Source organism: Streptomyces sp. NPDC000348 (assembly GCF_042898795.1).
Taxonomy (GTDB): Bacteria; Actinomycetota; Actinomycetes; order Streptomycetales; family Streptomycetaceae; genus Streptomyces.
Genome location: NZ_JBIAZD010000021.1, coordinates 90,304 through 114,561, shown reverse-complemented (window position 1 = coordinate 114,561; position 24,258 = coordinate 90,304). Strand labels below are relative to the sequence as shown.

Sequence of the window (24,258 nt, the reverse complement as noted above, 5' to 3'; positions counted from 1 at the left end):
CGGCCCCGCCCCACCCACCGGACAGTGGGCGCTACGCCCGCCCACCCCCCACCGGACCGACGCGCTGCGCCGCAGGCACAAGGCCCGCACCCCCGCCGAAACCGCAGGCGTTACTGGTCCGAGGAGAAGCGGAGGGCGCCCGCTGGGATCGTCGCGTCGCACCAGACGCGGACGCCCTCGCGGAGTTCGTTGCGGGGGCCGATGACCGCGCCGTCGCCTATGACCGTGCCGGTGAGGACCGAGTGTTCGCCCACCCGTGCCCGCGTACCGATCAGCGAGTCCGTGACGACCGCGCCCGGCTCGATCACCGCCCCCGGCAGGATCGTGCTGCCGAAGACGCGCGCGCCCTCCGCCACGAACGCGCCCTCGCCCACCACCGTCCCGCCCGCCAGCTTCGCGTCCGGCGCCACGGTCGCCGTGGGGAGCACCAGCCGGTCCCCGCAGCGCCCGGGCACCGCCGGCGACGGCGCACGGCCCAGCACCAGATCCGCCGAGCCCCGCACGAAGGCCGCCGGCGTCCCGAGGTCCAGCCAGTACGTGGAGTCGACCATCCCCTGCAGATGCGCCCCCGCCTCCAGCAGCCCCGGGAACGTCTCCCGCTCCACCGACACCACCCGCCCCGCCGGGATCGTGTCGATCACCGACCGGCGGAAGACGTACGCCCCCGCGTTGATCTGGTCGGTGACGATCTCCTCCGGCGTCTGCGGCTTCTCCAGGAACGCCCGCACCCGCCCCGACTCGTCCGTCGGCACCAGCCCGTACGCCCGCGGATCCGTCACCTTCGTCAGGTGCAGCGAGACATCCGCTCCGGTCGTCTCGTGCGTCCGCACCAGCGCCCGGATGTCCAGTCCCGTCAGGATGTCCCCGTTGAAGACCAGCACCGGCTCGTCCGGCCCCGAGTGCAGCCGGGACGCGACGTTGCGGATCGCTCCGCCCGTACCGAGCGGCTCCTCCTCCGTCACGTACTCGATGTGCAGCCCGAGGGCCGCCCCGTCGCCGAAGTACGGCTCGAAGACCTCGGCCAGATAGGACGTGGCCAGGACGATGTGCTCGACGCCCGCCGCTCTCGCTCTCGCCAACTGGTGCGTGAGGAAGGGCACCCCGGCCGCCGGGACCATGGGCTTGGGCGTGTGCACCGTGAGCGGCCGCAGCCGCGTGCCCTTGCCGCCGACCAGGAGGATCGCTTCTGTCACCTGTCGTCTCTGCTTCCTGCCGGGACCGGCCGAACTGTCTTTCGGCCGGCCAGTGTATGCAGACCGTCTCCGGCAGGAAGGAGCGCCCGGCCCGCCTCAGCGGCCCTGGTAACGAGCCGCCGTGGAACGCGCGGTGCCGAGCTTCTTGTACAGCTTCCCCCCTGGGCACGAGGTGTTGAAACCGTCCCGGTGACCGGAGATCACATTCAGTCGTACCTTCTTACCTTTTCGGTAGAGATTGCCACCGGCGGACTTCAGATATGTCTTGGCCTTCGGATTCATCCCGTGCAGTCCGAGTTTCCACGCGGCGAGCCGGGCGACGGCCTTCACGGCGGAGGAGGACGGCTTCTTGGACCCGTAGGACCCGATCACCGCGATGCCCGTGGTGTTGGTGTTGAAGCCCATGGTGTGGGCCCCCTTGACCGGCTCCGCCACTCCCCCGGCCCGGCCCTCGTAGATCCTGCCGCACTTGTCGACGAGGAAGTTGTAACCGATGTCCCGCCAGCCCAGGCTCCGCACGTGATAGCGGTAGAACCCGCGGACGAGCGCGGGGGCCTGCGAGCACGCGTAGGTGTTGCCGGAGGCGGTGTGGTGCACGAAGGCCGCCTTGACCTTGCCGGTGTACACGAACCGCTTCCCCCGCAGGCTCTCGTCGGCCCCCCAGCCGCGCCGGGTGACGATGGCGGGGCGCGGCCCGATGTACGGCTTGGCCCGCTGCCGCTCGGTCAGTTCGGCTCCGTTCAGGGTGAGGTGCTCCTGCCGGGTCTGCTCGCCGTTCAGCGCGGGGATCTCCAGGGTGCCGAGCGGCGCGAGTGCGGAGTTGGCCGCGGAGGCGGCGGTCGCCCCGGCGCTCATGACGCCGGTGCGCGGGCCCTCCGGTGCCTCGTCCCCCGGGTCGACGAGCTCGAGCCGCAGCCCGGAGGGCAGCACCGCGTGGTCACCGGCCCCTCCGCCCTCGGGCTCACCGAGCCCGGCCTCACGGACCCCGGACTGACCGACCTCCGACTCATCCACCCCGTTCTCCTCGGCCCCGCCCTCACCGGCCCCGCCCTCACCGGCCCCGCCCTCACCGGCCCCGCCCTCGCCGGGCTCCGGCCGAACCCGGATCTCCACCCCGTCCGACTCCCCCACCCACAGCGGCGCCGTGGCGCCGCGGACCCCGTCCGCGGCGCCCTCCGCGGTGCCCGGATCGGCCGCGTGGTCGGCGTAGTGCGTCTCGACGTCCCGCCAGCCGGACCAGGCGCCGGTGCCGGCCGCCCGGGTGCGGACCTGGACGCGGCCGTGGAGTTCGGCGGCGGGGTCGTCCCAGACGACGCCGAGGAGGGAGAAGGGCCGTACCGCCCGCGGGGCGAGGCCGAGGACGGCGGCGCCGGAGGCACGGTCACGGGCGAGACGTCCCAGGGGCAGCGACTGGGTGCTGCCGGGTACGTCGGGCCGGGCCGTCACCGCTGCGCGCGTGGCCGCTTCCGCCGTCGGCACCGGTCTCGCGTCCGCCGCGGTGGCGGGCGGAGCGAGCGGGAGGGCGAGGGCGGCGGCGCAGGTGACACCGATTGAGGAAGCAAGAATTCCACGCATGCCCCTGAGCTTGGACATAGTCAGACAAATCTGTCCATCGGGAAGTTGACGGCCTGTCGGAGCCCGTTCCCCCGAACCGGTGCCCCCGGCGGGCGGTGCGCACGGACGGGTCCGCGTACGCTTGCGCGGGTGAACGCCACCGACCGCACCCCTGCCGACCTGCTGAGTTCCGCGCTGGCCGCGGACCCGGGACGCCCCCTGGTGACCTTCTACGACGACGCCACGGGCGAACGCGTCGAATTGTCCGTGGCCACCTTCGCCAATTGGGTGGCCAAGACCGCCAACCTCCTCCAGGACGAACTGTCCGTGGAACCCGGCGACCGGGTGGCCCTGCTGCTGCCCGCGCACTGGCAGACGGCGGTCTGGCTGCTGGCGTGCGCGTCGGTGGGCGCGGTCGCGGACATGGCCGGGAACCCGGCGGCGGCGGACGTGGCCGTGAGCGGTCCGGAGCCGGAGTCGCTGGCGGCCGCGCGGGCCTGCTCGGGGTCCAGGATCGCGCTGGCGCTCAGGCCGCTCGGCGGGCGCTTCCCGCAACCGCCGGAGGGCTTCGCCGACTACGCCGTCGAGGTACCGGGGCAGGGCGACCGCTTCGTGCCGTACGCGCCCGTCGACCCCGAGGAGCCGGCGTTGATCGTGGCGGGCCGGGAGTTCACCGGGGCGGAGGTGGTCGAGCGGGCCCGGGCCGAGGCGCCGGAGCTCGGTCTGACCGGGCCGGGCTCGCGGATCCTGTCGGGTCGGCCGTACGACACCTGGGAGGGCCTGAACACGGGCCTGTACGGGCCGCTGGCGACCGGTGGCTCCGTGGTGCTGTGCCGGAACCTGGACCGTCTCGGGGGCGGCGCCCTGGACAAGCGGGTGGAGAGCGAACGGGTGACGGTCATCGCCCGCTGACGGAAGGCGCCGCCGGCGGCCCGCGCCCCCGGGAACCGTCGCCCCACCGACGCGATCACCCCGCCCCCGGCCCCTGCCTCCCACCACCCGCCACCACCCCGCTCACCCGCGGGCCCACATCCCCGTCCACCACCGAACCGGTCCCCCCGCGACACCCCCCGTCCACCACCGAACCGGTCCCCCCGCGACACCCCCCGTCCGCCCCGGCCCCTCCCCCGTCCGGCGCACCACCACCCGCCCCGGACCGCCGTCCCGGGTCATCGTCGTACGCAGCGGCACCACCGCACGCCGTACGCAGTGAGGGATGGACCCGGTCATGAGCGACACCGCAGGCGCGTCCTCCGCGCAGCCGGAGGGCGGCCGTGCCCTCGGCCCGGGGACGGGCTCCTCGGCGAGCGGGCGGGGGCGGGCCCGGCGCCGGCGGCGGCGCTGGGCGCGTGGTACCGGGCTCGCCGGCGCCGTCGTGCTGCTCGCGGCCGCGGGCGCCGGGTGGGCGGTGTACGTGAAGCTGGAGGGGAACATCACCCCGGACGAGGCGGCGGCCGCCGAACTCGCGCGGTTCGAGGAGGAACGGCCCACGTCGCTCGTCAAGGACGCCCGGAACATCCTGCTGATCGGCTCGGACTCGCGCTCCGGGGACGAGAACGCCCGCTACGGGCGGGACGCGGGGACGGAGCGTTCGGACACCGTGATCCTGCTGCACCTGTCGGCGGGCCGGCGCAGCGCCACCGCGGTGTCCGTCCCCCGGGACCTGATGGTGGACGTGCCCGGCTGCCGCCGCCCCGACGGGTCGCGTTCCGAGCCGGTGTTCACGATGTTCAACTCCGCCTTCGCAGTGGGCGGTTCGGCCTGCACCATCCGCACGGTGGAGAAGCTCACGGACATCCGCGTCGACCACCACGTCGTCGTCGACTTCGACGGCTTCAAGGACATGGTCGACGCGGTGGGCGGGGTCGAGGTGTGCCTGCGCGAGCCCGTCGACGACGAGGACGCCGAGCTGAGACTGCCGGCGGGCCGGGTGACGCTGGACGGGGAGCAGGCGCTCGGTTACGTCCGCGCCCGCAAGACCCTGGGCGACGGCAGCGACACCAGCCGTATGGAGCGGCAGCAGCGCTTCCTCGGCGCACTCGTCAACAAGGTGAGCGGCAACGACGTCCTGCTGAACCCGGTGAAGCTGTATCCCGTCCTGGACGCGGCCACCTCCTCGCTCACCACCGATCCGGGACTGGCGAACCTGCGGGGCCTGTACGAACTCGCGCGCGGGCTGCGCGAGATCCCCACGGAACGGGTGCGATTCCTGACCGTCCCCAGGGAGCCGTACGCCGGGGACGTCAATCGTGACCAGCTCGCGCAGCCCGCGGCGGAAGAGCTGTTCACCCGGCTGCGCACGGACGGACCCGTGACGATCGCGCCGGCCGCGCGGGATTCCGCACCGGACGGCGGCCCCGGCGGCGCCTCTCCGGCGCCCACGTTCTCCGGCAACTCCGCCGCCGAGGACCTCTGCGGGTGAGGCGGACTCCGGGACCGGCACAGGACCGGCGCGGAACCCGGCCGGAACAATGGCCCCTTGGTTCGGGAAACGCATGCATTGCCCGCTGTAAGGAATCTGAGAATGCGAGGCCGCCGTCGCCCCGCGGCGAACCGGGCGGTTAATGTGACGGTCCGGTGCGCCGGTGCCCACGAGGTCCCGCCGCGAGGAGGAGCGCGCACCGGGAAGAGCGAGACCGGGCGTCTGGAGGGGAGGACGCACCGCGTGGCCCCGACGGAGGTTTCGGACAATCGTGGACGCGCAAGGCCGTGAGCGGGTGGAGAACGTCGATCCCGCGGACCAGTGGGTGCTGAATCCGCACACCGGCGAATACGAACTGCGACTGCCCCCTTCCGCACCGCAGCCGACCGTCCCGGGCCCGCGCAGGCCCGCCCCGGGCGACACCGCCGACGGCGCGCGGGGCCGTCGTACGGCCGCGCCCGGCCGTGAGGTCCCGCCCCAGCGGCGACGCCGTACGGCGCCCGAGGAACCTGTACCCGGACGGCGCGGACGCAAGCCCGCGAAGAAGAAGAAGTCACGGGGCAGGAAGGTGCTGCTGTGGACCGGCGGCACCCTGGCCTTCGCCGTGCTCGCGACCGGCGTCGGCGGCTACCTCTACCTGGAGCACCTCAACGACAACATCAAGTCCCTCCCGGACGACGGCGCCGGCACCGGTGGCTTCCAGAAGGACAAGGCCATCAACATCCTGCTGATCGGCACCGACAAGCGCACCGGCGCCGGCAACGACGGCTACGGCGACGCGGGCAGCGCCGGCCACGCGGACACCACGATCCTGCTGCACGTCTCCAAGGACCGCTCCAACGCGACCGCGCTCAGCATCCCGCGCGACCTGATCGTCGACATCCCCGACTGCCCGACCACGCAGGAGGACGGGACGGAGAAGATCATCCCCGGCTCCGTCGGCGTCCGGTTCAACACGAGCCTCGGCCAGGACGGCCGTACGCCCAGCTGCACCATGCGGACCGTCACCGAGCTGACCGGCGTCACCCCCGACAACTTCATGGTGGCCGACTTCAACGCGGTCAAGACGCTGACCACGGCCGTCGACGGGGTCGAGGTCTGCCTGGCCAAGGACATCGACGACCCGGACTCGCACCTGAAGCTGTCGGCGGGCACGCACACCATCGAGGGCGAGCAGGCGCTGGCCTTCGTGCGCACCCGGCACTCGGTGGGCTTCGGCGGCGACCTCAGCCGGATCGAGATCCAGCAGCAGTTCCTCAGCGCGCTGATGCGCAAGCTGAAGTCGAACGACACGCTCACCAGCCCGTCCAAGATGCTGAAGCTCGCCGAGGCGGGCACCGAGGCGCTGACCGTCGACTCCCAGCTGAACAGCATCGGCAAGCTGAAGGACCTCGGTCTGGAGCTGGGCAAGCTCGACACCAAGAACCTGACCTTCGCCACGGTGCCGGTGGACGACAACCCGGCCGAGAAGGTCAAGGCGACGGTCGTCCTCAGGGAGACGCCCGCCCGGCAGGTCTTCGAGATGATCAAGAACGACGTCTCCTTCACCGAGGTCGAGAAGAAGGAGAAGGCGGAGAAGAAGAAGGAGGCCGCCGCGGTCGCCGCCCGCCTCGAGGGCCCCAAGTCCGACGCCTCCGAGGTCCGCGTCCGCATCCTCAACGGCGGCGCCCCCGCCGACAGCGCCCAGCAGGAACTCAACTACCTCCAGATCAAGGCCGGCGTCACCAAGTCCGAGAACGCCGGCAACGCACCCGAGGACGTCAAGAAGACCACCCTCGAGTACGACCCCGACCAGGCCGACCAGGCCCGCCGCCTCGCCGACATCCTCGGCCTGTCCGGATCCGCCATGAAACCCGGCGAAAGCGTCATCAACTCCCAGGGCCTGCCCGCCATGACCCTCACCCTCGGCAAGGACTTCAAGGGCGCCGGGGTCAAACTCGACGCCACGTCCGCGGAGGCTCCGGAGGGCGTCCAGAAGTCCACGGCGGACAAGGTCCAGTGCGCCAAGTGACCTGAGCGGCCCGTCACGCGTCCTACAGGACGAGCCTGTTACGGCCCGGGGGCAACCGGTCCACCGGCACGGTCGTACAGCCATGGGGGACAGTGCGTGTCCGACTGCGCGGAGGAGCCGGGCGCGGGCACGTCCGCGGGAGCGAGGGCGGGGAGAAGGGCATGACACACAGCGGTGTGCGGGGAGAGGGAGCGCGGGCGGACGCGGTCCGGCCCGACGGGGACGGCGCGTTCGACGGGGACGGCGGGGCCAGCGGGAGCGGCGGGGCAGGCACGGGGCGCGGTCACGGCAGACGGCCCCGGCGGCGGCACCGCGTGCTCAGATGGTCCGCGGTCACGCTGTCGGTCCTGATACTCGGCACGGCCGGCGCCGGATACCTCTACTACCGGCACCTGAACGGCAACATCGAGAAGGGCGAGCGCAGCAGCGGCGACTCCAAGGCCCGCAGGACCGGGCCGAACGCCGCCGGCCAGACCCCCCTGAACATCCTGCTGATCGGCTCCGACAGCCGCGCCTCCGACGCGAACGTGGCGCTGGGCGGCGGCAAGGACCACCGCGACAGCGTGCCGCTGGGCGACGTGCAGATGCTGATCCACCTGGCGGCGGACCGCAGGAGCGCCGCGGTGGTGAGCATCCCGCGGGACACCCGGGTCGACATCCCCGAGTGCACCGACCCGAAGACCGGTACGGCCTATCCGGCGACCGAGACGATCATCAACGAGTCGCTCGGCCGCGGCGGAGCCGGCTGCACCCTGGCCACCTGGGAGAACCTCACCGGCGTCTACATCGACCACTGGATGACCATCGACTTCGCGGGCGTGGTGCGGATGGCCGACGCCATCGGCGGGGTCGAGGTCTGCGTGAACCAGAACGTGTGGGACCGCCCGTTGCCCGGGGTGCCCGGCGGCTCGGGGCTGAAGATGAGGGCCGGGTCGAAGAAGGTCGAGGGCGAACAGGCGCTGCAGTGGCTGCGCACCCGCCACGCCTGGGGCAGCGACGTGCTGCGGACCCGGGCGCAGCGCATGTACATGAACTCGGCGATGCGCACCCTGCGGGACCAGAACGTCTTCACCGACACCGGCAGGCTGATGGACCTGGCCGAGGCGGCCACGAAGTCCCTGGTGGTGTCCGAGGAGATCGGCACGGTCAAGAAGCTGTTCGACCTCGGTACGCAGCTCAAGACGGTTCCCTCGAACCGCATCACCATGACGACGATGCCCACCGTCGCGGACCCCGAGAACGCGAACCACCTGCTTCCGGCCGGTGACGACGCCGAGCGGATGTGGGCGATGCTCCGCGACGACGTGCCCTTCGACGACAACGGCGGCAAGGACGGCGGCGGGAGCACCGCCGGCGGCTCCGCGAAGGCCTCCGCGGAGCCGCCGGGCGACTCGGCCTCCGAGGCCGCCGAGACCTCCGAAGCCGCCGAAGCCGCCGGCATCGACGTCCTGGTGCGGAACGCCACCCGGTCCACCACGCTCGGACCGGTCGACGGCCGTGCGCGCGCCGTCGCCCGGACGTTGGCGGAACAGGGATTCGGCAGGGCGAGGGCGGACACCTCGGCGGCGCTCTCCGGGCAGCGCACCGTCGTCCGTTATCCGGGCGACGAGTCGGCCGAGGACGCCCGCCGGGTCGCCGAGGCGCTGGGCATTCCGGCGAGCGCGACGCGCAAGTCGACGGATGTGACCGGGGTCACGGTCGACGTCGGAGCGGACTGGCGGTCGGGCGCGTTGTACCCGCGGCAGAGGAAGCCGGAGGCAGGGGACCTGCCCGACAGCAGCGACGCCCTGAACGGATCGGAGACGGGCGCATGCATGGACGTGTACAAGCCCTACCGATGGTAGGAAGTCGGTATATACGAGCACTTGCGCCGGGAGTGGGAACGTCGGATACGTCACCTGTACCGTTCGACGCTCAACTTGGCAGATAGTGTGAGCACCCCCGTGCCCCCGCCATGAGGTCCGCTCTGGCGCAGTGCACTTGCTGACCTTTACCGTGCGCCTTCGGAGCAGGCGCCGCGTGGCCCTGACGGAGGATGGGAAAACCGTGGACGCGCAAGGACGTGGGCGGGCAGACGACGTCGATCCCGCAGACCAGTGGGTACTGAATCCGCGTACCGGCGAATACGAACTGCGCCTGCCCAACGGCGCACCGGAGCCGGCCGTTCCGGGCCCGCGCAGGTCCGCCCGCCGTGACACCGCCGACGGTGCGCGGGGCCGTCGTACGGCCGCGCCCGGCCGTGAGGTCCCGCCCCAGCGGCGACGCCGTACGGCGCCCGAGGAACCTGTACCCGGACGGCGCGGACGTAAGCCCGCGAAGAAGAAGTCACGGGGCAGGAAGGTGCTGCTGTGGACCAGCGGCACCCTGGCCTTCGCCGTGCTCGCGACCGGCGTCGGCGGCTACCTCTACCTCAAGCACCTCGAGGGCAACGTCACGACGACCGACGTGGGCAACGCGGGCAGCAGCAGCTTCAAGAAGGACGAGGCCTTCAACATCCTCATCATCGGCACCGACAAGCGCACCGGTGCGGGCAACGAGGGCTACGGCGACGCGGGCAGCGCCGGCCACGCGGACACCACGATCCTGCTGCACGTCTCCGAGGACCGCTCCAACGCGACCGCGCTCAGCATCCCGCGCGACATGATCGTCGACATCCCCGACTGCCCGACCACGCAGGAGGACGGGACGGAGAAGATCGTCCCCGGCTCCGTCGGCGTCCGGTTCAACACGAGCCTCGGCCAGGACGGCCGGGACGCCGGCTGCACCATGCGCACGGTGAAGGAGGCGACCGGCATCCAGCCCCACCACTTCATGATGGCCGACTTCAACGCGGTCAAGACGCTGACCACGGCGGTCGGCGGGGTGAAGGTCTGCGTGGAGCACGCCGTCGACGACCCGAAGTCCCATCTGAAGCTGCCCGCGGGCGAGTCCGAGATCGAGGGCGAGCAGGCCCTGGCCTTCCTCCGCACCCGGCATTCCTTCGGCAACGAGGGCGACCTGGACCGCATCAAGGTGCAGCAGCAGTTCCTGGGCTCCCTGATGCGGCAGATGTCCTCCAGCGACACCCTCACCAGCCCCACCAAGCTGGTCGGTCTGGCCGAGGCCGCGACCAAGGCGCTCACCGTGGACAGCGCCATCGGCACGGTGGGCACGCTCAAGGACATCGCCCTGGAGCTGAAGAAGGTGCCGCCGAAGAACATCACGTTCCTGACGGTGCCGGTGGTCGACAACCCGGCCGAGAAGGTCAAGGCGACGGTCGTCCCCAACGAGACGCAGGCGCCCCGGGTCTTCGAGATGATCGCGAACGACGTCTCCTTCACCGAGGTCGAGAAGAAGGAGAAGGCGGAGAAGAAGAAGGAGGCCGCCGCGGTCGCCGCCCGTCTGAAGGGCCCCAAGTCCGACGCCTCCGAGGTCCGCGTCCGCATCCTCAACGGCGGCGCCCCCGCCGACAGCGCCCAGCAGGAACTCAACTACCTCCAGATCAAGGCCGGCGTCACCAAGTCCGAGAACGCCGGCAACGCACCCGAGGACGTCAAGAAGACCACCCTCGAGTACGACCCCGACCAGGCCGACCAGGCCCGCCGCCTCGCCGACATCCTCGGCCTGTCCGGATCCGCCATGAAACCCGGCGAAAGCGTCATCAACTCCCAGGGCCTGCCCGCCATGACCCTCACCCTCGGCAAGGACTTCAAGGGCGCCGGGGTCAAACTCGACGCCACGTCGATCGAGACGCCCGAGGTGGAGAAGTCCACGGCCGACAAAGTTCAGTGCGCCAGTTGAGGCGGTAGCGCAACCTCACGGGCCCGTCGTCTGTCTCCAGGACGTACGACGGGCCCGTGCCGTGGGCGCCAGGGGCGTTGGAGCCTGTCCGTCGTGATCCGCCGGGCAGGCCCCAAGGGCTGGGGAGGACGTGGAAGTTGACGCAGGACATGGTGCAGGAGGCCGTACCGGCCGCCGAGGACGAAGCCGCCCGCGAGGACGGGAGCGGCGAGGGCCCGGGTGACGGGCGCAGAGCGCCGCGCAAGCACCGGGTGCTCCGCTGGTCGGCGATGGTGCTGGCGGTGCTGATAACGGGCGCGGCCGGCGCCGGTTACCTCTACTACCGGCACCTCAACGCCAACATCGAGCAGCAGGAGCTCAACCTCGGTGACACGAAGGTCCCGGAGCCGACGCCGAACGCCGCGGGCCAGACCCCGCTGAACATCCTGCTCATCGGCTCCGACGCGCGGGACAGCAAGGAGAACCAGGAACTCGGCGGCGCCCGGGAGACGTTCGGCTCCACCCCGCTGGCGGACGTCCAGATGCTGGTGCACCTGTCCGCCGACCGCAGCAACATGTCGGTCGTCAGCATGCCGCGGGACACCCTCGTGCAGATCCCGAAGTGCACCGACCCCGACGACGGCACGGTGTACCCGGCGAGCGACGGCCGGGTGATGACCAACCAGAGCCTCGGCCACGGCGGTCCGGGCTGCACGGTCGCCACCTGGCAGGAGCTCACCGGCATCCACATCGACCACTTCCTCATGGTCGACTTCGCGGGTGTCGTGTCGATGGCGGACGCCGTCGGCGGTGTCCCGGTGTGCGTCGACGCCAACATCCACTCGCGCGACGGCCAGGGCCACGGTTCCGGCCTGAAGCTGGAGAAGGGCACCCACCCGGTCAAGGGCGAGCAGGCCCTGCAGTGGCTGCGCACCCGTTACGGCTTCGAGGACGGCAGCGACCTGGCCCGGGCCAAGGCCCAGCACATGTACATGAACTCGATGGTCCGGGAGCTGCGCGAGAACGCCACCCTGAGCAACCCGAACAAGCTGCGCAGGCTCGCCGAGAAGGCCACCGAGGCGCTCACGGTCGACCCGGGCCTGGACTCGGTCAAGAAGCTCTACGACCTCAGCACCGAGCTGCGGAAGGTGGAGCCGAAGCGCATCACCATGACCACCATGCCGAACCGGTACGTGGGCGCCCGGGTGGAGCCCACGGAGGACGCCGAGCAGCTCTTCCGGCTGGTGCGCGAGGACATCTCCCTGGACGGCGAGGACACGAAGGAGAAGACCGCCCCGGCGCAGGAGGACCGGACCCCGGACGACCCGGCGGCCGAGGACGCCGAGATCGCGGTCCTGGTGCGGAACGGCACCCGCACCGACACGCTGGGCGCGGTGCGCGAACGGGCCGGCGAGGTGGCGGAGCTGCTCGTGGACAAGGGGTTCGCCAAGGCGGTCGCCGACCCGGGCGGGTCCCCGAGCGAGAAGACGACCGTCGTCCGCTACCCGAGCGCGGACCTGGAGGGCGACGCCGAGGCGGTCGCCGAGGCCCTGGGGCTCGAGCCGGACGCGGTGCGCAGGTCGACCGACGTCTCCGGGGTCACGCTCGTGGTGGGCGCGGACTGGCGCGAGGGCACCACGTACCGGGCCCCGGAGGAGGACGACGAGGTCCCGGAGACCGCCGAGGCGCTCAACGGCGCGGACGACGGGGCCTGCATGAAGGTGAACCCCGCCTTCACCTGGTGAGAACGGCGACGGGCCCCTCTCCGCGGGGGAGAGGGGCCCGTGGTGGCGTCCGGTCAGTGCGAGGCGGCGTCCGCGCGGACCGCGGGGCGGCGGCTCGCGATCACCTTGCGCGCCAGCGACTTCGGGCTGGTCAGGAAGCCCCAGCCCCACGACATGTGCATGGTGGCCAGCGCCACCGGGATCTGCAGCCGCGCCTTGAGCGGCAGTCCCCGGCCGGCCGGGACGGATCCCAGCGCGATCGCCGCGAGGTAACCGCCGGGCACCACGAAGCCCCACGGCGTCAGCGCGGCGCCCACCACGGTCCCGGCCGCGATCGCGCACACCGCGGCCGGCGGGGCCAGGTAGCGCAGGTTGATGGAACCGGAGTGGTAGCGGGCCACGACGTGCCGCCAGCGGCCGTAGTCCTTGTACTGCTTGGCCAGCGCCCGCACGCTCGGCCGGGGCCGGTACGACACCTTCAGCTCCGGCGAGAACCAGATCAGCCCGCCGGCCTCACGTATGCGGAAGTTCAGCTCCCAGTCCTGGGCGCGGATGAACTCCACGTTGTACCCGCCCTGCTGCTCCAGCGCCTCGCGCCGGAACACCCCCAGGTAGACCGTCTCGGCGGCGCCCGCCCGGCCGCCGGTGTGGAACGCGGCGTTGCCCACACCTATCTTCGAGGTCATCGCGGCCGCGACGGCGTGCTCCCAGTCGTTCTCCCCCTCGGCGTGCATGATGCCGCCGACGTTCTGCGCGCCGGTCTCCTCCAGGAGCCGCACGGCGGTCGCGATGTAGTTCGGGGAGAGCATCCCGTGCCCGTCGACGCGGACCACGACCGGATGGCGCGAGGCCTTGATCGCCGCGTTGAGGGCGGCCGGGGTGCGGCCGGTCGGATTGGGCACGGTGTGCACCCTCGGGTCCTCGGCCACGAGCTCGGCGGCGATCTCGTCCGTGCGGTCCGTGGACGGACCGAGGGCGATCACGACCTCCATCTCGCCGGCGTACTCCTGGGCGAGGATCGCGCGGACGGCGCCGCGCAGATGCCGCTCCTCGTTGAGGACGGGCATGATCACGGAAACGGCGGGGAGCCGCACGTCGGGATTGGCGTTCATAGGGGGCTCACGTTACCGCGAACGGATGACACCGACGCGCGCGCCGGGGGCGATGCGCCGGGCCGCAGATCGTATCGGCCTACCGTGCTCACGGTCCCACGCACGGCCGTCGTCCGGAGGTGTCCCCCTTGCCCACGCCGCCGCGGTCCTCCCGGCCCCGCACCGCACCGCAGCGTCCCCCGCGGCCGCCCCGCAGGAGCCCGCGGCCGCCCGTACCACCGCGGGGGAGGCCGCGCTGGGTCGTGCGCACCGTCACCACGCTGTCGGTCGTGGTGCTCGCCTGCGCCGGGATCGGGCACGCGGTGATGAGCGGCCTCGACGAGGACATCGCCCGGGTCGACCCGTTCCGCGACATGAAGAACCGGCCGGAGGCCGGTCACGGCATGAACATCCTGCTGGTCGGCACCGACGGCCGGGAGAGGATCGGCGCCCGGGAGCGGAAGAGGTACCGGCTCGGCGGGGCGCCCTGCCACTGCACCGACACGATCATGATCGTGCACGTCTCGGAGGACCGGGACCGCGCCAGCGTGGTCGGCCTGCCCCGCGACTCGTACGCCGTGACGCCCCCGCACACCGACCGCGTGAGCGGCGAGCGGCACAAGGGGCACCCGGTCAGGCTGAACGCGGCGTACGCCGAGGGCGGGCCGCGGCTGACCGTGCGCACGGTCGAGAGGATGACCCGGGTGAAGATCGACCACTACCTTGAGGTCGACTTCACCAGTTTCATGAAGACCGTGGACGTGGTCGGCGGCGTGGAGATCTGCACCGGCGAGCCGCTGAAGGACAGTCACACCGGACTCGACCTGCCGGCCGGCCGGCACACCCTCGGAGGCGGCCGGGCCCTGCAGTACGTCCGGGCCCGGCACGTCGACGGCGCCGCCGACCTCAGCCGGATGAGGCGCCAGCAGCGCTTCATGGCGGCCCTGGTGGACCGGGTCACCTCCTCCGGGATCCTGCTGAACCCGCTGAGGTTCCGGGACGTGACCCGGGCGGTGCTCGGCTCGGTCCGCGCCGACGAGGGCTTCGGCACCGGTGAACTCCTGGACCTCGGCCGGGCGATGCGGAACTTCTCGCCCTCCTCCTCCGAGTTCACCACCGTGCCGATCGCGCGGACGGGGTACGCCGTGAAGGGCATCGGCTCGACGCTGAAGTGGGACCCCGAGAAGTCCGGGCGCATCTTCGACGCGCTGCGCAGGGACGAGCCGCTCTCCGCGCACCGCACCCCCGGCGCGGCGCTCCGCGTCCCGGTGGATCCCCGGCAGATCCGCGTCCAGGTCGAGAACGGCACCCGCACCGCGGGCCTCGGCCGGCGGGTGGACGCCGCGCTGGCGGCGACCGGCTTCGCCACCACCCGCGCCCCGGTCAACGCGGCGGAGCAGGACGTGAAACGGACGGTCGTCTCCTACGACCCCCGCTGGGACCGCTCCGCGAAGTCCCTCGCGACGGCCCTTCCCGGCAGCGAGCTGCGCGCGGTGAGGGGCCAGGGCGCCACGCTGAAGGTGATCGCGGGCTCCGATTTCGAGAAGGTCCGCAAGGTGCGGGCGCAGGACCCGGGGCAGGGCGAGTTCGGGGTGGTGCGGGGCGACGAGGTGGGCTGCTCCTGACCCGCGCCCGGGTCCTGTCGTCGGACTCCCGCCGACCGCCCGGAGGGCGGGCCGCACGGCGTCGGGTGCGTGCTCCCGGCGTGCCGGGCCCCGACCCTCGTACCGGATGCACTCGGGTCGGGGCCCGGTGCGGCGAGAGCGCGTGCACGGCGTCGCGCGGCAGACGGGAGTCCGACGACAGGGCCTAGTCCTCGAAGCCCTCGGCGGCCCGCTTCTCCCGCAGTTCCATGATCGCCCGGCGGCGGGCCAGACGGTGGGTGCGGCGGATCTGGGCCTCCTGGTGGCGGCGCCTGTCCCGCTCGGTCTCCGGTATCACCGGCGGCACCCGGCGCGGCCTGCCGTCGGCGTCGACGGCCGCGAAGACGAGGTAGGCCGAGCCGACCTGGGTGGACGGCGTGGACTCGTTCCAGCGCTCGGCCAGCACCCGCACCCCGACCTCCATGGAGGACCGCCCCGTCCAGTTGACCTGGGCCTTCACATGGACCAGGTCACCGACGCGGACCGGCTCCAGAAAGGCCATCTCGTCCATGGAGGCCGTGACGGCGGGCCCCCCGGAGTGCCGTCCGGCGACGGCGCCCGCGGCGTCGTCGACCAGCTTCATGATCACCCCGCCGTGCACCGTGCCCAGGAGGTTGGTGTCGTTGTGGGTCATGATGTGGCTGAGGGTCGTCCGGGACGCCGAGGTGGGCTTGCCCGGGATGTCCGGACTCTCCACGCTTGCGGCAGGGGCCTGTTCTGTCATGGCCTCCACCTTATGCCGAGGTCGCGCCTGCGGAATTTGTGTCAGCTTCGCAACAGCGGTGACCTGATTTTCCGACGTCCCTTGTATGGCGCACAGCAGGGACCTGCACACTGTCTTCCATGACTGATTGGCCCGAGGCACGGCCCGACGACAACCGCGGCGGACGCTACGGACGCGGCAGCGCGAGCGCACAGCCCGAGGGCGCCCGCGTCATGCGGCAGGTCCGCCGCGGCCCGGCGGCCCCTCCCGGGCAGGGCGCGCACGGCGGCGTCCCGCAGCAGCCGTCGTACGTGGACGGCCACGGCAGCGGCGGCTACGACAGCGGCTACAACACCGGCCAGGTCTACGGCACGCCCGGCGGCGGCGGACCCGCCGGGCCGGGCGGTGCCGGCCACGGCCCGCAGCGCCCCGCGCCGGACTGGCGCCGCCGCATCAAGTGGACGGCGATCACCGTGGGGACGGTGCTGGTCGTGACGACCGTCGGCACGTACTTCTGGGCCGACTCCAAGCTCAACCGCGAGGTCGACCTGTCGAAGGTGATCGAGCGGCCCGAGAAGGGCGAGGGCACCAACTACCTCATCGTCGGCTCCGACAGCCGCGAGGGCATGACCGACGAGGACAAGAAGAAGCTCCACACCGGGTCCGCCGACGGCAAGCGCACGGACTCGATGATGATCCTGCACACCGGCGACAACGGCCCCACCCTGATCTCGCTGCCCCGGGACTCCAACGTCGAGATCCCGTCCTTCGTGGGCTCCGAGTCGGGCAAGACCTACCAGGGGACCGGCCGGCAGGTGAAGCTCAACGCCGCCTACGCCGAGGACGGGCCCGAACTGCTGGTCCGCACGGTCGAGTTCAACACCGGCCTGCACATCGACCACTACGTGGAGATCGGCTTCGCCGGCTTCGCGAACATCGTGGACGCGGTCGGCGGCGTCGAGATGGACATCCCGCAGGACATCAAGGACACCAAGTCCGGCGCCGACCTCAAGAAGGGCAAGCAGACCCTGAACGGCGAGGAGGCCCTCGCCTTCGTCCGCACCCGCTACGCGCTGGCCGGCTCCGACCTGGACCGCACGAAGAACCAGCAGAAGTTCCTCTCCGCCCTCGCCAACCAGGTGGCCACGCCGGGCACGGTCCTCAACCCCTTCACGCTCTACCCGACCATGGGCGCCGGCCTGGACTCCCTGATCGTCGACAAGGACATGGGCCTGTTCGACCTCGCCGACATGTTCTGGTCGATGAAGGGCGTCAGCGGCGGCGAGGGCACGTCCATGAACATGCCGATCGCGGGCTCCACCGGCGGCAACCTGCTCTGGGACAAGGCGAAGGTGAAGCAGCTGGTGAGCGAGCTGAACAAGGACGAAAAGGTCACCGTCAAGGGCAACTGAACCGGTCGTGGGCACCCCGCGGGGTGCCCACACCTGCGTCCGGAGGCGTCACATCGTGGCGCCCGCCATGGCGCGGCACATCTCGGAGCAGCGGCGACAGGACTCGGCGCAGCGCGTCATCCTCTCGTCGTCCGGCATGGACATGCACGCCTCGGCGCACATGTCGCAGGCCTGCGCGCACATCATGCACATCTCGTTCGCCAGCGGCGAGCGGCGCATCATCATGTCCGCGCACATGCGGGTCATCTCCGAACAGTCCATGAGCGCCCGCATGATCCGCATCTGGGCCTGGCCGCCCATCTGCAGACAGGAGCTCATGGTCTCCTCGCACACACCGTGGCAGGCCATGCACGCCTGGACGCAGTCCTGCATCTCCTTGCTCATCGGTTCCATGGTCGGCTGCTGCTGGGTCATGGTTCCTCCCGGGGGACGGCGGGGACCGCTTCCCGGCCCTCGCCCCTCCGTCCTACGCCCCCGGCCCCATGAGCACCACAGGAGACGGGACAACCCGCCGCCCCGCTCCACTGTCGGGCAGGACACACGGGATGCCTGCGTGGAACCTCCGGCAGCGGCAAAAAGAGGTGGGGCGCGGCCGGAGCGCACCGGCCACGCCACGGGGGCGGGACGAGCGGCCAAGGGGAGGAGAGCACACGTGACACCACAGGCGGAGCGACAGCGGCTGCGCAGACGGCTGGAGCGGCTCATCGGCATCGCCGCGACCGAGGGCAACGAACTGGTGCCGCTGCGCAACGGCGACCAGATCTTCCCCGCGATGCTGGAGGCGATCCGCGCCGCGGAGCACACCGTCGACATGATGACGTTCGTGTACTGGCGCGGCGACATAGCGCGGGAGTTCGCCGACGCCCTGGCCGAGCGGGCGCGCTCGGGGGTCCGGGTGCGGCTGCTGCTGGACGGCTTCGGCGCCAAGGAGATCGAGCCGGACCTGCTGGACGCCATGGACGACGCCGGCGTCCAGGTGGCCTGGTTCCGCAAGCCCACCCGGCTGTCGCCGATGCGGCAGAACCACCGCTGCCACCGCAAGGTCCTGGTGACCGACGAGCACACCGCCTTCACCGGGGGCGTCGGCATCGCCGAGGAGTGGTGCGGCGACGCCCGCGGACCCGACGAGTGGCGCGACACCCACGTACGGGTCCGGGGTCCCGCCGTGGACGGGATCGCCGCGGCCTTCGCCCAGAACTGGGCCGAGTGCCACGACGACCTGTACGACGAGCACGACCGCTTCACCGCGCAGGAGCAGCCGGGGCGGGCCACGGTCCAGGTCGTGCGGGGCTCGGCGAGCTTCGGCTGGCAGGACATGCAGACGCTGCTGCGCGTCGTGATCACCTCGGCGCGGGAGCGCTTCCGGCTGTCCACCGCCTACTTCGCCCCGGACGCCTACTTCATCGACCTCCTGGCCGACGCCGCCCGCCGGGGGGTGCGGGTCGAGATCCTGCTGCCCGGCCCGTACACCGACCAGCGGGCCTGCCTGCTGGCCGGACGGCAGCACTACCAGACCCTGGTCGATGCGGGCGTGGACGTGCGGGAGTACCAGCCGACCATGCTGCACACGAAGATCATCACCGTGGACGGCGTCTGCTCCCTCATCGGCTCCACCAACTTCAACCGCCGCTCCCTGGAGCACGACGAGGAGGTCATGCTGGCCGTCCTCGACGAGGACTTCACCGCCGCGCTGGACGCCGACTTCGACGCCGACCGCAAGCTGAGCGAGCCCATCGACCCGGAACGCTGGCGGCGCCGCCCCCTGACCGCACGCCTCGCCGAGGCCTCGGTCACCCCGATCCGCCGCTTCCTGTGACGGCGCGCGGCGGCCGGGAGGAACGAAGGGCGCCCGGCCCGCGGACGCCCTTCACCCGTCGGCCCGCCGGCCGTTACGGCAGGTTCCTGGCCATCACGATCCGCTGGACCTGGTTCGTGCCCTCATAAATCTGGGTGATCTTGGCGTCGCGCATCATGCGCTCGACCGGGTAGTCGCGGGTGTAGCCGTAGCCGCCGAGGAGCTGGACGGCGTCGGTGGTGACCTCCATGGCGACGTCGGAGGCGAAGCACTTGGCGGCGGCGCCCTGGAAGGTGAGGTCGCTGTCGCCGCGCTCGGACTTGGCGGCGGCCGCGTAGGTGAGCTGGCGGGCGGCCTCGATCTTCATGGCCATGTCGGCGAGCATGAACTGGACGCCCTGGAAGTCGGCGATCGGCTTGCCGAACTGCTTGCGCTCGGTGACGTAGCCCTTGGCGTAGTCGAGGGCGCCCTGGGCGATGCCGAGGGCCTGGGCGGCGATGGTGATGCGGGTGTGGTCCAGCGTCCTCATCGCGGTGGCGAAGCCGGTGCCCTCCTCGCCGATCATGCGGTCGGCGGGGATGCGGACGTTGTCGAGGTAGACCTCGCGGGTCGGGGAGCCCTTGATGCCGAGCTTCTTCTCCGGGGCGCCGAAGGAGACGCCTTCGTCGGACTTCTCCACGACGAAGGCGGAGATGCCCTTGGAGCGCTTGGTGGGGTCGGTGACCGCCATCACCGTGTAGTACTCGGACTCGCCGGCGTTGGTGATCCAGCGCTTCACGCCGTTGAGGACCCAGGTGTCGCCGTCGCGGACCGCCCGGGTCTTCATGCCGGCCGCGTCGGAGCCGGCGTCGGGCTCGGACAGGCAGTACGAGAACATGCCGTCGCCCTTGGCGAGCGGGGTCAGGTACTTCTTCTTCAGCGCCTCGGAGCCGGAGAGGATCACCGGCAGCGAGCCCAGCTTGTTGACGGCCGGGATGAGGGAGGAGGAGGCGCAGACGCGGGCCACCTCCTCGATCACGATCACCGTGGCGAGGGCGTCCGCGCCGGCGCCGCCGTACTCCTCGGGGACGTGGACGGCGTGCAGGTCGTTCGCGGTCAGCGCGTCCAGGGCCTCCCGGGGGAAGCGGGCCTCCTCGTCGACCGCGGCGGCGTACGGCGCGATCTTCGCCTCGGCCAGCGCGCGGACGGCGTCACGGAGCATGTCGTGCTCCTCGGACGGGCGGTACAGGTCGAAGTCAGCCGATCCGGCCAAGGTCTCTCACGCTCCAAAACGCTGCGATGCTGGTCACGCTAACTACCGTTAAGTAACTCAAATTTTATGCCTTCACCGGCGTTCGTGGATAGGTGAGCTGGGTGACAGCCCGCCGGTGGCGGCCCCGGGCCCCCGGTTATGCTCAGGCCCGCACTGCATGCCGCACATCCCCTGGAGCACTCATGGCCCTCAAGATCACCGTGATCGGCACCGGTTATCTCGGTGCGACCCACGCGGCGGCCATGGCGGAGCTGGGGTTCGAGGTGCTGGGCCTCGATGTCGTACCGGAGAAGATCGACAAGCTCCGGCGCGGTGAGGTCCCGATGTACGAGCCGGGACTCGAGGAGCTGCTGCGCAGGCACGTGGCCGGGATCGAGGGGTCCAGCGGACGGCTGCGGTTCACGATGGACTGGGCCGAGGCCGGCGAGTTCGGCGACGTCCACTTCGTGTGCGTGAACACCCCGCAGCGGCACGGCGAGTACGCCTGCGACATGTCGTACGTCGACTCCGCGATCGCCTCGCTCGCACCGCACCTGAAGGGTCCCGCGCTGGTCGTGGGCAAGTCGACGGTGCCCGTCGGCTCGGCCGACCGGCTGGCCGCCTACCTGGCCGAGCACGCCCCGGCCGGGGAGGACGCGGAACTGGCGTGGAACCCGGAGTTCCTGCGCGAGGGCTTCGCCGTCGAGGACACCCTGCACCCGGACCGGCTGGTGGTGGGCGTGCGCAGCGAGCGGGCGGAGAAGGTGCTGCGGGAGGTGTACGCCACGCCGATCGAGGAGGGCTCGCCGTTCGTGGTGACCGACTTCGCGACCGCGGAGCTGGTGAAGACCTCGGCGAACTCCTTCCTGGCCACCAAGATCTCGTTCATCAACGCGATGGCCGAGGTGTGCGAGGCCGCGGACGGTGACGTCGCCAAGCTGGCGGAGGCCATCGGCTACGACGACCGGATCGGCGCGAAGTTCCTGCGGGCCGGGATCGGTTTCGGCGGCGGCTGCCTGCCGAAGGACATCCGGGCGTTCATGGCGCGCGCCGGTGAGCTGGGCGCGGACCAGGCGCTGACGTTCCTGCGGGAGATCGACTCGATCAACATGCGGCAGCGCGGCCGGATGGTGGAGCTGACGAGACAGGCGCTGGGCGGCGGGTCGTTCCTGGGCAGGCGGGTGGCGGTGCTCGGCGCGACCTTCAAGCCGGACTCGGACGACGTCCGGGACTCGCCGGCGCTGAACGTGGCCGGCCAGATCCACCTCCAGGGCGGCCAGGTCACGGTGTACGACCCGAAGGGCATGGACAACGCCCGCAGCCTCTTCCCGACCCTGGGGTACGCCGACTCGGCGCTGGAGGCGGTGCGCGGCGCGGACGTCGTGCTGCACCTGACGGAGTGGCGGGAGTTCCGCGAGCTGGACGCGGCGGCGCTGGGCGAGGTGGCGGCACAGCGGCTGGTCCTCGACGGGCGCAACGCGCTCGACCCGGAGGTGTGGCGGCGGGCCGGCTGGCGCTACCGCGCGATGGGGCGCCCCACCGCCTGACGGAACGAATGACGCCGGTTCGGCCGAGGCTCAGTCGGCCGAACCGGCGTCCTGCTGCATTCTGCCCCACCGGGCGCGGGCGCGGTGCGGCTACGCCCCCTTCGCCCGGTACCGGCGCATCTTCGCGCGCGCCCCGCACACCTGCATCGAGCACCAGCGGCCGCGTCCGGCGGGGCTGCGGTCGTAGTACGCCCAGAGGCAGTCGGTGGCCTCGCAGGCCTTCAGCCGGGTCCAGGTGCCCGCCGTGACCGCTTCGGCGACGGCGGCGGCCACCCGGGAGAGCAGGGGCCCGTCGTCGACGGGGGCGAGGGCGGCGGAGCCGTCCGCGGTGTCGACGGTGACCACCAGGGGCGCCCGGGCCAGCAGTTCGCCCAGCGGGGTCACGGCGCGGTGCGGCGGGTGACCGGCGTGGGCGAGCAGGGCCGCGCGCAGTGACTCGCGCAGCTCGCGGGCGCGGGGCAGCTCGTCCTCCGTCAGCCCGAAGCGCGCCCGGCCCTCCGGTGTGCCGAGTGAGTCGGCGCCGGTCTCGACGTCCAGCGTGTTCACCAGGGACTCGACCAGAGCCAGCCCCGCCGGCGCGGGCGACCTCTCACTCATGCCTGCGACGTTACCGCTCTCACCCGTGCATGCGGTCACCGCGCCGCTCGGTGGCGACGCACGGCGACCGCGCCCGTCACTCCTCGGACGCGCCGGTCACCGCGGCCGCGTTGCGGACCCGCGCCGCGTTGTCGGCACGCTGTCGCGCGGTGGCCGACGCGTGCTCCTCGATCATGCGCCGCTGGATGGCCGACTCCGCGCGGTTCCAGACGTCCACGAGGCCGACCGAGTCCTTGCAGGTCACGTCGGCGGTGGCCAGCTCGATCTCGGCGGCGGGCACCTCGGGGGAGTCGAGGCGGGCGGTGGCGATGCTCTCCAGCGGATCGGCGTAGTCGTACCCCGCCTTCCTCATGCACGCGGACCATTCGCCCAGTGCGTCCTTGACGGCGGGGGTCTTCAGGGACTCGGTGAACGAGTCCGTGTTGATGCGGCTCACCACCCCGGCCTTTGAGGAGAGGTCCTCACGGCCCAGCAGTTCCCGCTCCGCCTCCTGGGCGCAGCCGCCGGGCGGCAGCGGCTTGCCGTCGACCTCCCGCACGGGGCCGGTGTACCCGGCGATCGGGCGGGACCGGCCGGTGTCGGCGTCGAGCAGCTGCCCGCCGGTGAGCGCCTCCGTCTCCGCCTTCGACGGGGGCTCGTCCAGCCGGGAGGGGGCCGTGTCGTCCGTGGGCAGGAGGTGGTAGCCGTACCGCTGGGCCGCCGGGAGGTCGATGACGCCGTACCTGCGGTCCTGACGCGGGGCCGTGGGGGTGGCCGGCGCGCTCCAGGAGAACCCGTACCGCTTCATGCACGCGGCGATCAGGAGGTTCTTCGCCTCGGTGACCCCGGCCTGGTCGGCAGGGCTCAACTGGTAGGCGTGGATCGGGAGATCGAGGCGCCGCGGGGTGAAGCCGAGCGACGCGGTCCGGGACGGCGACGCCTTCGCCGCCGCGGGCTCCTCCCGCCCGCCGCCGGCCGAGCAGCCCGCGAGGAGGCCCGTCACGAGGATCGGCGCCAGTGCGGCCGGGAGGGTCGCGCACGGGCGCGGGCGTCTCATCGGGAACTCCATCGGAAAGGGGTGTGCGGCCGTCCGCGACGGCCGCACCACGGGGCGGTTCGGCGGGCGGTGCCGTCAGCAGACCTTCACGGAGGCGTTCTCGTTGTACGTGTTGACGAGCTGCCGGTAGCTGTAGCCGTTGATGGTGTCGCTGGGACCGGCGTAGTTGCTGTTGTAGTAGACGCGCCAGCAGGGGCTGCCCGGGTTGGCGGCGCTCGCCGCGTTGTTCTTGACGGGCTGGCCCTGGCCGGCGGTGGTCGTACCGATGTGGCCGAAGATCCACGGCTCCAGGTCGGCCACGCTCTTGGTGAACCCCGCGAACGAGCCCTGCTGGTCGGAGTTGTAGAAGAGGCAGAGGCGGTTGGACCACAGATCGGTGGCCTCGGCGCACAGGTTGTAGCCCGCGGTGCCCGCCTGGGCCGGGGCCGCGGAGATCCCCACCATGGCGGCCGTGCCGGCGATCGTCATCGCCACCGCGCCGAGTCGCGACTTCTTCATGTGTCTCCCCCTGGGGCGAAGGTCCGGTGTGCGGGTGTCACC

Annotated in this window: 19 protein-coding genes; 10 read left to right on the top strand and 9 right to left on the bottom strand. The window is 71.8% G+C overall.

Going from position 1 to position 24,258, the window contains the following annotated elements; translation table 11 throughout:
• Positions 1-110 precede the first annotated feature (110 nt).
• Together ACFY3N_RS31240 and ACFY3N_RS31235 are read right to left on the bottom strand one after the other, a co-directional pair.
• The gene (locus ACFY3N_RS31240) at positions 111-1,193 is read right to left on the bottom strand and encodes a sugar phosphate nucleotidyltransferase (protein WP_390820146.1); all 1,083 of its coding nucleotides are present in this window, start codon (positions 1,191-1,193) and stop codon (positions 111-113) included.
• A gap of 96 nt (positions 1,194-1,289) precedes the next feature.
• Positions 1,290-2,768 carry a peptidoglycan recognition protein gene (locus tag ACFY3N_RS31235; protein WP_390820145.1) on the bottom strand — a complete coding sequence of 493 codons (1,479 nt, stop codon included), beginning with the start codon at positions 2,766-2,768 and terminating at the stop codon, positions 1,290-1,292.
• Between the two features lie 129 nt (positions 2,769-2,897).
• Between ACFY3N_RS31235 and ACFY3N_RS31230 the strand changes: the two genes are divergently transcribed.
• The 6 genes from ACFY3N_RS31230 to ACFY3N_RS31205 all read left to right on the top strand — a co-directional run bounded on the left by ACFY3N_RS31230 (position 2,898) and on the right by ACFY3N_RS31205 (position 12,684).
• Entirely contained in the window at positions 2,898-3,659 is a 762-nt protein-coding gene (locus tag ACFY3N_RS31230; protein ID WP_390820144.1) for a TIGR03089 family protein, read from the top strand.
• 316 nt (positions 3,660-3,975) lie between these two features.
• Positions 3,976-5,169, top strand: a complete 1,194-nt coding sequence (locus ACFY3N_RS31225) for an LCP family protein (protein ID WP_390820143.1) — start codon at positions 3,976-3,978, stop codon at positions 5,167-5,169.
• A gap of 271 nt (positions 5,170-5,440) precedes the next feature.
• On the top strand, positions 5,441-7,180 hold the full coding sequence (locus tag ACFY3N_RS31220; RefSeq protein WP_390820142.1) for an LCP family protein: 1,740 nt from the start codon (positions 5,441-5,443) through the stop codon (positions 7,178-7,180).
• A gap of 161 nt (positions 7,181-7,341) precedes the next feature.
• Positions 7,342-9,024, top strand: coding sequence for an LCP family protein (locus ACFY3N_RS31215; protein WP_390820141.1), 1,683 nt, complete (start codon positions 7,342-7,344; stop codon positions 9,022-9,024).
• A 202-nt stretch (positions 9,025-9,226) separates the two neighbouring features.
• The gene (locus tag ACFY3N_RS31210; RefSeq protein WP_390820140.1) at positions 9,227-10,960 is read left to right on the top strand and encodes an LCP family protein; all 1,734 of its coding nucleotides are present in this window, start codon (positions 9,227-9,229) and stop codon (positions 10,958-10,960) included.
• A gap of 149 nt (positions 10,961-11,109) precedes the next feature.
• Complete coding sequence (locus tag ACFY3N_RS31205; protein WP_390820168.1) at positions 11,110-12,684, top strand: LCP family protein; 1,575 nt, start codon at positions 11,110-11,112, stop codon at positions 12,682-12,684.
• A gap of 53 nt (positions 12,685-12,737) precedes the next feature.
• On the opposite strand, the gene ACFY3N_RS31200 is transcribed toward ACFY3N_RS31205, so the two are convergent.
• Positions 12,738-13,775 (bottom strand): glycosyltransferase family 2 protein, encoded by a 1,038-nt coding sequence (locus tag ACFY3N_RS31200; RefSeq protein WP_390820139.1) that lies wholly within the window; start codon positions 13,773-13,775, stop codon positions 12,738-12,740.
• A gap of 242 nt (positions 13,776-14,017) precedes the next feature.
• Here ACFY3N_RS31200 and ACFY3N_RS31195 point away from each other — a divergent pair, with 242 nt between their 5' ends.
• Complete coding sequence (locus ACFY3N_RS31195; protein WP_390820138.1) at positions 14,018-15,379, top strand: LCP family protein; 1,362 nt, start codon at positions 14,018-14,020, stop codon at positions 15,377-15,379.
• A 184-nt stretch (positions 15,380-15,563) separates the two neighbouring features.
• On the opposite strand, the gene ACFY3N_RS31190 is transcribed toward ACFY3N_RS31195, so the two are convergent.
• Positions 15,564-16,121 (bottom strand): acyl-CoA thioesterase, encoded by a 558-nt coding sequence (locus ACFY3N_RS31190; protein WP_390820137.1) that lies wholly within the window; start codon positions 16,119-16,121, stop codon positions 15,564-15,566.
• A 119-nt stretch (positions 16,122-16,240) separates the two neighbouring features.
• Here ACFY3N_RS31190 and ACFY3N_RS31185 point away from each other — a divergent pair, with 119 nt between their 5' ends.
• Positions 16,241-17,512: an LCP family protein gene (locus ACFY3N_RS31185; protein WP_390820136.1), complete on the top strand. Its 1,272-nt coding sequence runs from the start codon at positions 16,241-16,243 to the stop codon at positions 17,510-17,512.
• A gap of 48 nt (positions 17,513-17,560) precedes the next feature.
• Here ACFY3N_RS31185 and ACFY3N_RS31180 read toward each other — a convergent pair whose 3' ends face one another.
• Positions 17,561-17,926, bottom strand: coding sequence for a four-helix bundle copper-binding protein (locus tag ACFY3N_RS31180; protein WP_390820135.1), 366 nt, complete (start codon positions 17,924-17,926; stop codon positions 17,561-17,563).
• A 238-nt stretch (positions 17,927-18,164) separates the two neighbouring features.
• Here ACFY3N_RS31180 and ACFY3N_RS31175 point away from each other — a divergent pair, with 238 nt between their 5' ends.
• Complete coding sequence (locus tag ACFY3N_RS31175; protein ID WP_390820134.1) at positions 18,165-19,328, top strand: phosphatidylserine/phosphatidylglycerophosphate/cardiolipin synthase family protein; 1,164 nt, start codon at positions 18,165-18,167, stop codon at positions 19,326-19,328.
• Between the two features lie 73 nt (positions 19,329-19,401).
• On the opposite strand, the gene ACFY3N_RS31170 is transcribed toward ACFY3N_RS31175, so the two are convergent.
• Positions 19,402-20,559 carry an acyl-CoA dehydrogenase gene (locus tag ACFY3N_RS31170; protein ID WP_390820133.1) on the bottom strand — a complete coding sequence of 386 codons (1,158 nt, stop codon included), beginning with the start codon at positions 20,557-20,559 and terminating at the stop codon, positions 19,402-19,404.
• A 182-nt stretch (positions 20,560-20,741) separates the two neighbouring features.
• Here ACFY3N_RS31170 and ACFY3N_RS31165 point away from each other — a divergent pair, with 182 nt between their 5' ends.
• Entirely contained in the window at positions 20,742-22,085 is a 1,344-nt protein-coding gene (locus ACFY3N_RS31165; RefSeq protein WP_390820132.1) for a UDP-glucose dehydrogenase family protein, read from the top strand.
• A gap of 90 nt (positions 22,086-22,175) precedes the next feature.
• On the opposite strand, the gene ACFY3N_RS31160 is transcribed toward ACFY3N_RS31165, so the two are convergent.
• From ACFY3N_RS31160 to ACFY3N_RS31150, 3 genes are all read right to left on the bottom strand, one after another.
• Positions 22,176-22,682 carry a CGNR zinc finger domain-containing protein gene (locus tag ACFY3N_RS31160; protein WP_390820131.1) on the bottom strand — a complete coding sequence of 169 codons (507 nt, stop codon included), beginning with the start codon at positions 22,680-22,682 and terminating at the stop codon, positions 22,176-22,178.
• Positions 22,683-22,758: 76 nt separating this feature from the next.
• Complete coding sequence (locus tag ACFY3N_RS31155; RefSeq protein WP_390820130.1) at positions 22,759-23,718, bottom strand: hypothetical protein; 960 nt, start codon at positions 23,716-23,718, stop codon at positions 22,759-22,761.
• A 75-nt stretch (positions 23,719-23,793) separates the two neighbouring features.
• The gene (locus ACFY3N_RS31150; RefSeq protein ID WP_390820129.1) at positions 23,794-24,216 is read right to left on the bottom strand and encodes a peptidase inhibitor family I36 protein; all 423 of its coding nucleotides are present in this window, start codon (positions 24,214-24,216) and stop codon (positions 23,794-23,796) included.
• Positions 24,217-24,258 lie beyond the last annotated feature (42 nt).

Coding starts and splice junctions, on each gene's coding strand:
- ACFY3N_RS31235 (WP_390820145.1), bottom strand. CDS start 2,768: ATGCGTGGAATTCTTGCTTCCTCAATCGGTGTCACCTGCGCCGCCGCC.
- ACFY3N_RS31180 (WP_390820135.1), bottom strand. CDS start 17,926: ATGACCCAGCAGCAGCCGACCATGGAACCGATGAGCAAGGAGATGCAG.
- ACFY3N_RS31215 (WP_390820141.1), top strand. CDS start 7,342: ATGACACACAGCGGTGTGCGGGGAGAGGGAGCGCGGGCGGACGCGGTC.
- ACFY3N_RS31150 (WP_390820129.1), bottom strand. CDS start 24,216: ATGAAGAAGTCGCGACTCGGCGCGGTGGCGATGACGATCGCCGGCACG.
- ACFY3N_RS31205 (WP_390820168.1), top strand. CDS start 11,110: ATGGTGCAGGAGGCCGTACCGGCCGCCGAGGACGAAGCCGCCCGCGAG.
- ACFY3N_RS31190 (WP_390820137.1), bottom strand. CDS start 16,121: ATGACAGAACAGGCCCCTGCCGCAAGCGTGGAGAGTCCGGACATCCCG.
- ACFY3N_RS31185 (WP_390820136.1), top strand. CDS start 16,241: ATGACTGATTGGCCCGAGGCACGGCCCGACGACAACCGCGGCGGACGC.
- ACFY3N_RS31160 (WP_390820131.1), bottom strand. CDS start 22,682: ATGAGTGAGAGGTCGCCCGCGCCGGCGGGGCTGGCTCTGGTCGAGTCC.
- ACFY3N_RS31155 (WP_390820130.1), bottom strand. CDS start 23,718: ATGAGACGCCCGCGCCCGTGCGCGACCCTCCCGGCCGCACTGGCGCCG.
- ACFY3N_RS31165 (WP_390820132.1), top strand. CDS start 20,742: ATGGCCCTCAAGATCACCGTGATCGGCACCGGTTATCTCGGTGCGACC.
- ACFY3N_RS31225 (WP_390820143.1), top strand. CDS start 3,976: ATGAGCGACACCGCAGGCGCGTCCTCCGCGCAGCCGGAGGGCGGCCGT.
- ACFY3N_RS31200 (WP_390820139.1), bottom strand. CDS start 13,775: ATGAACGCCAATCCCGACGTGCGGCTCCCCGCCGTTTCCGTGATCATG.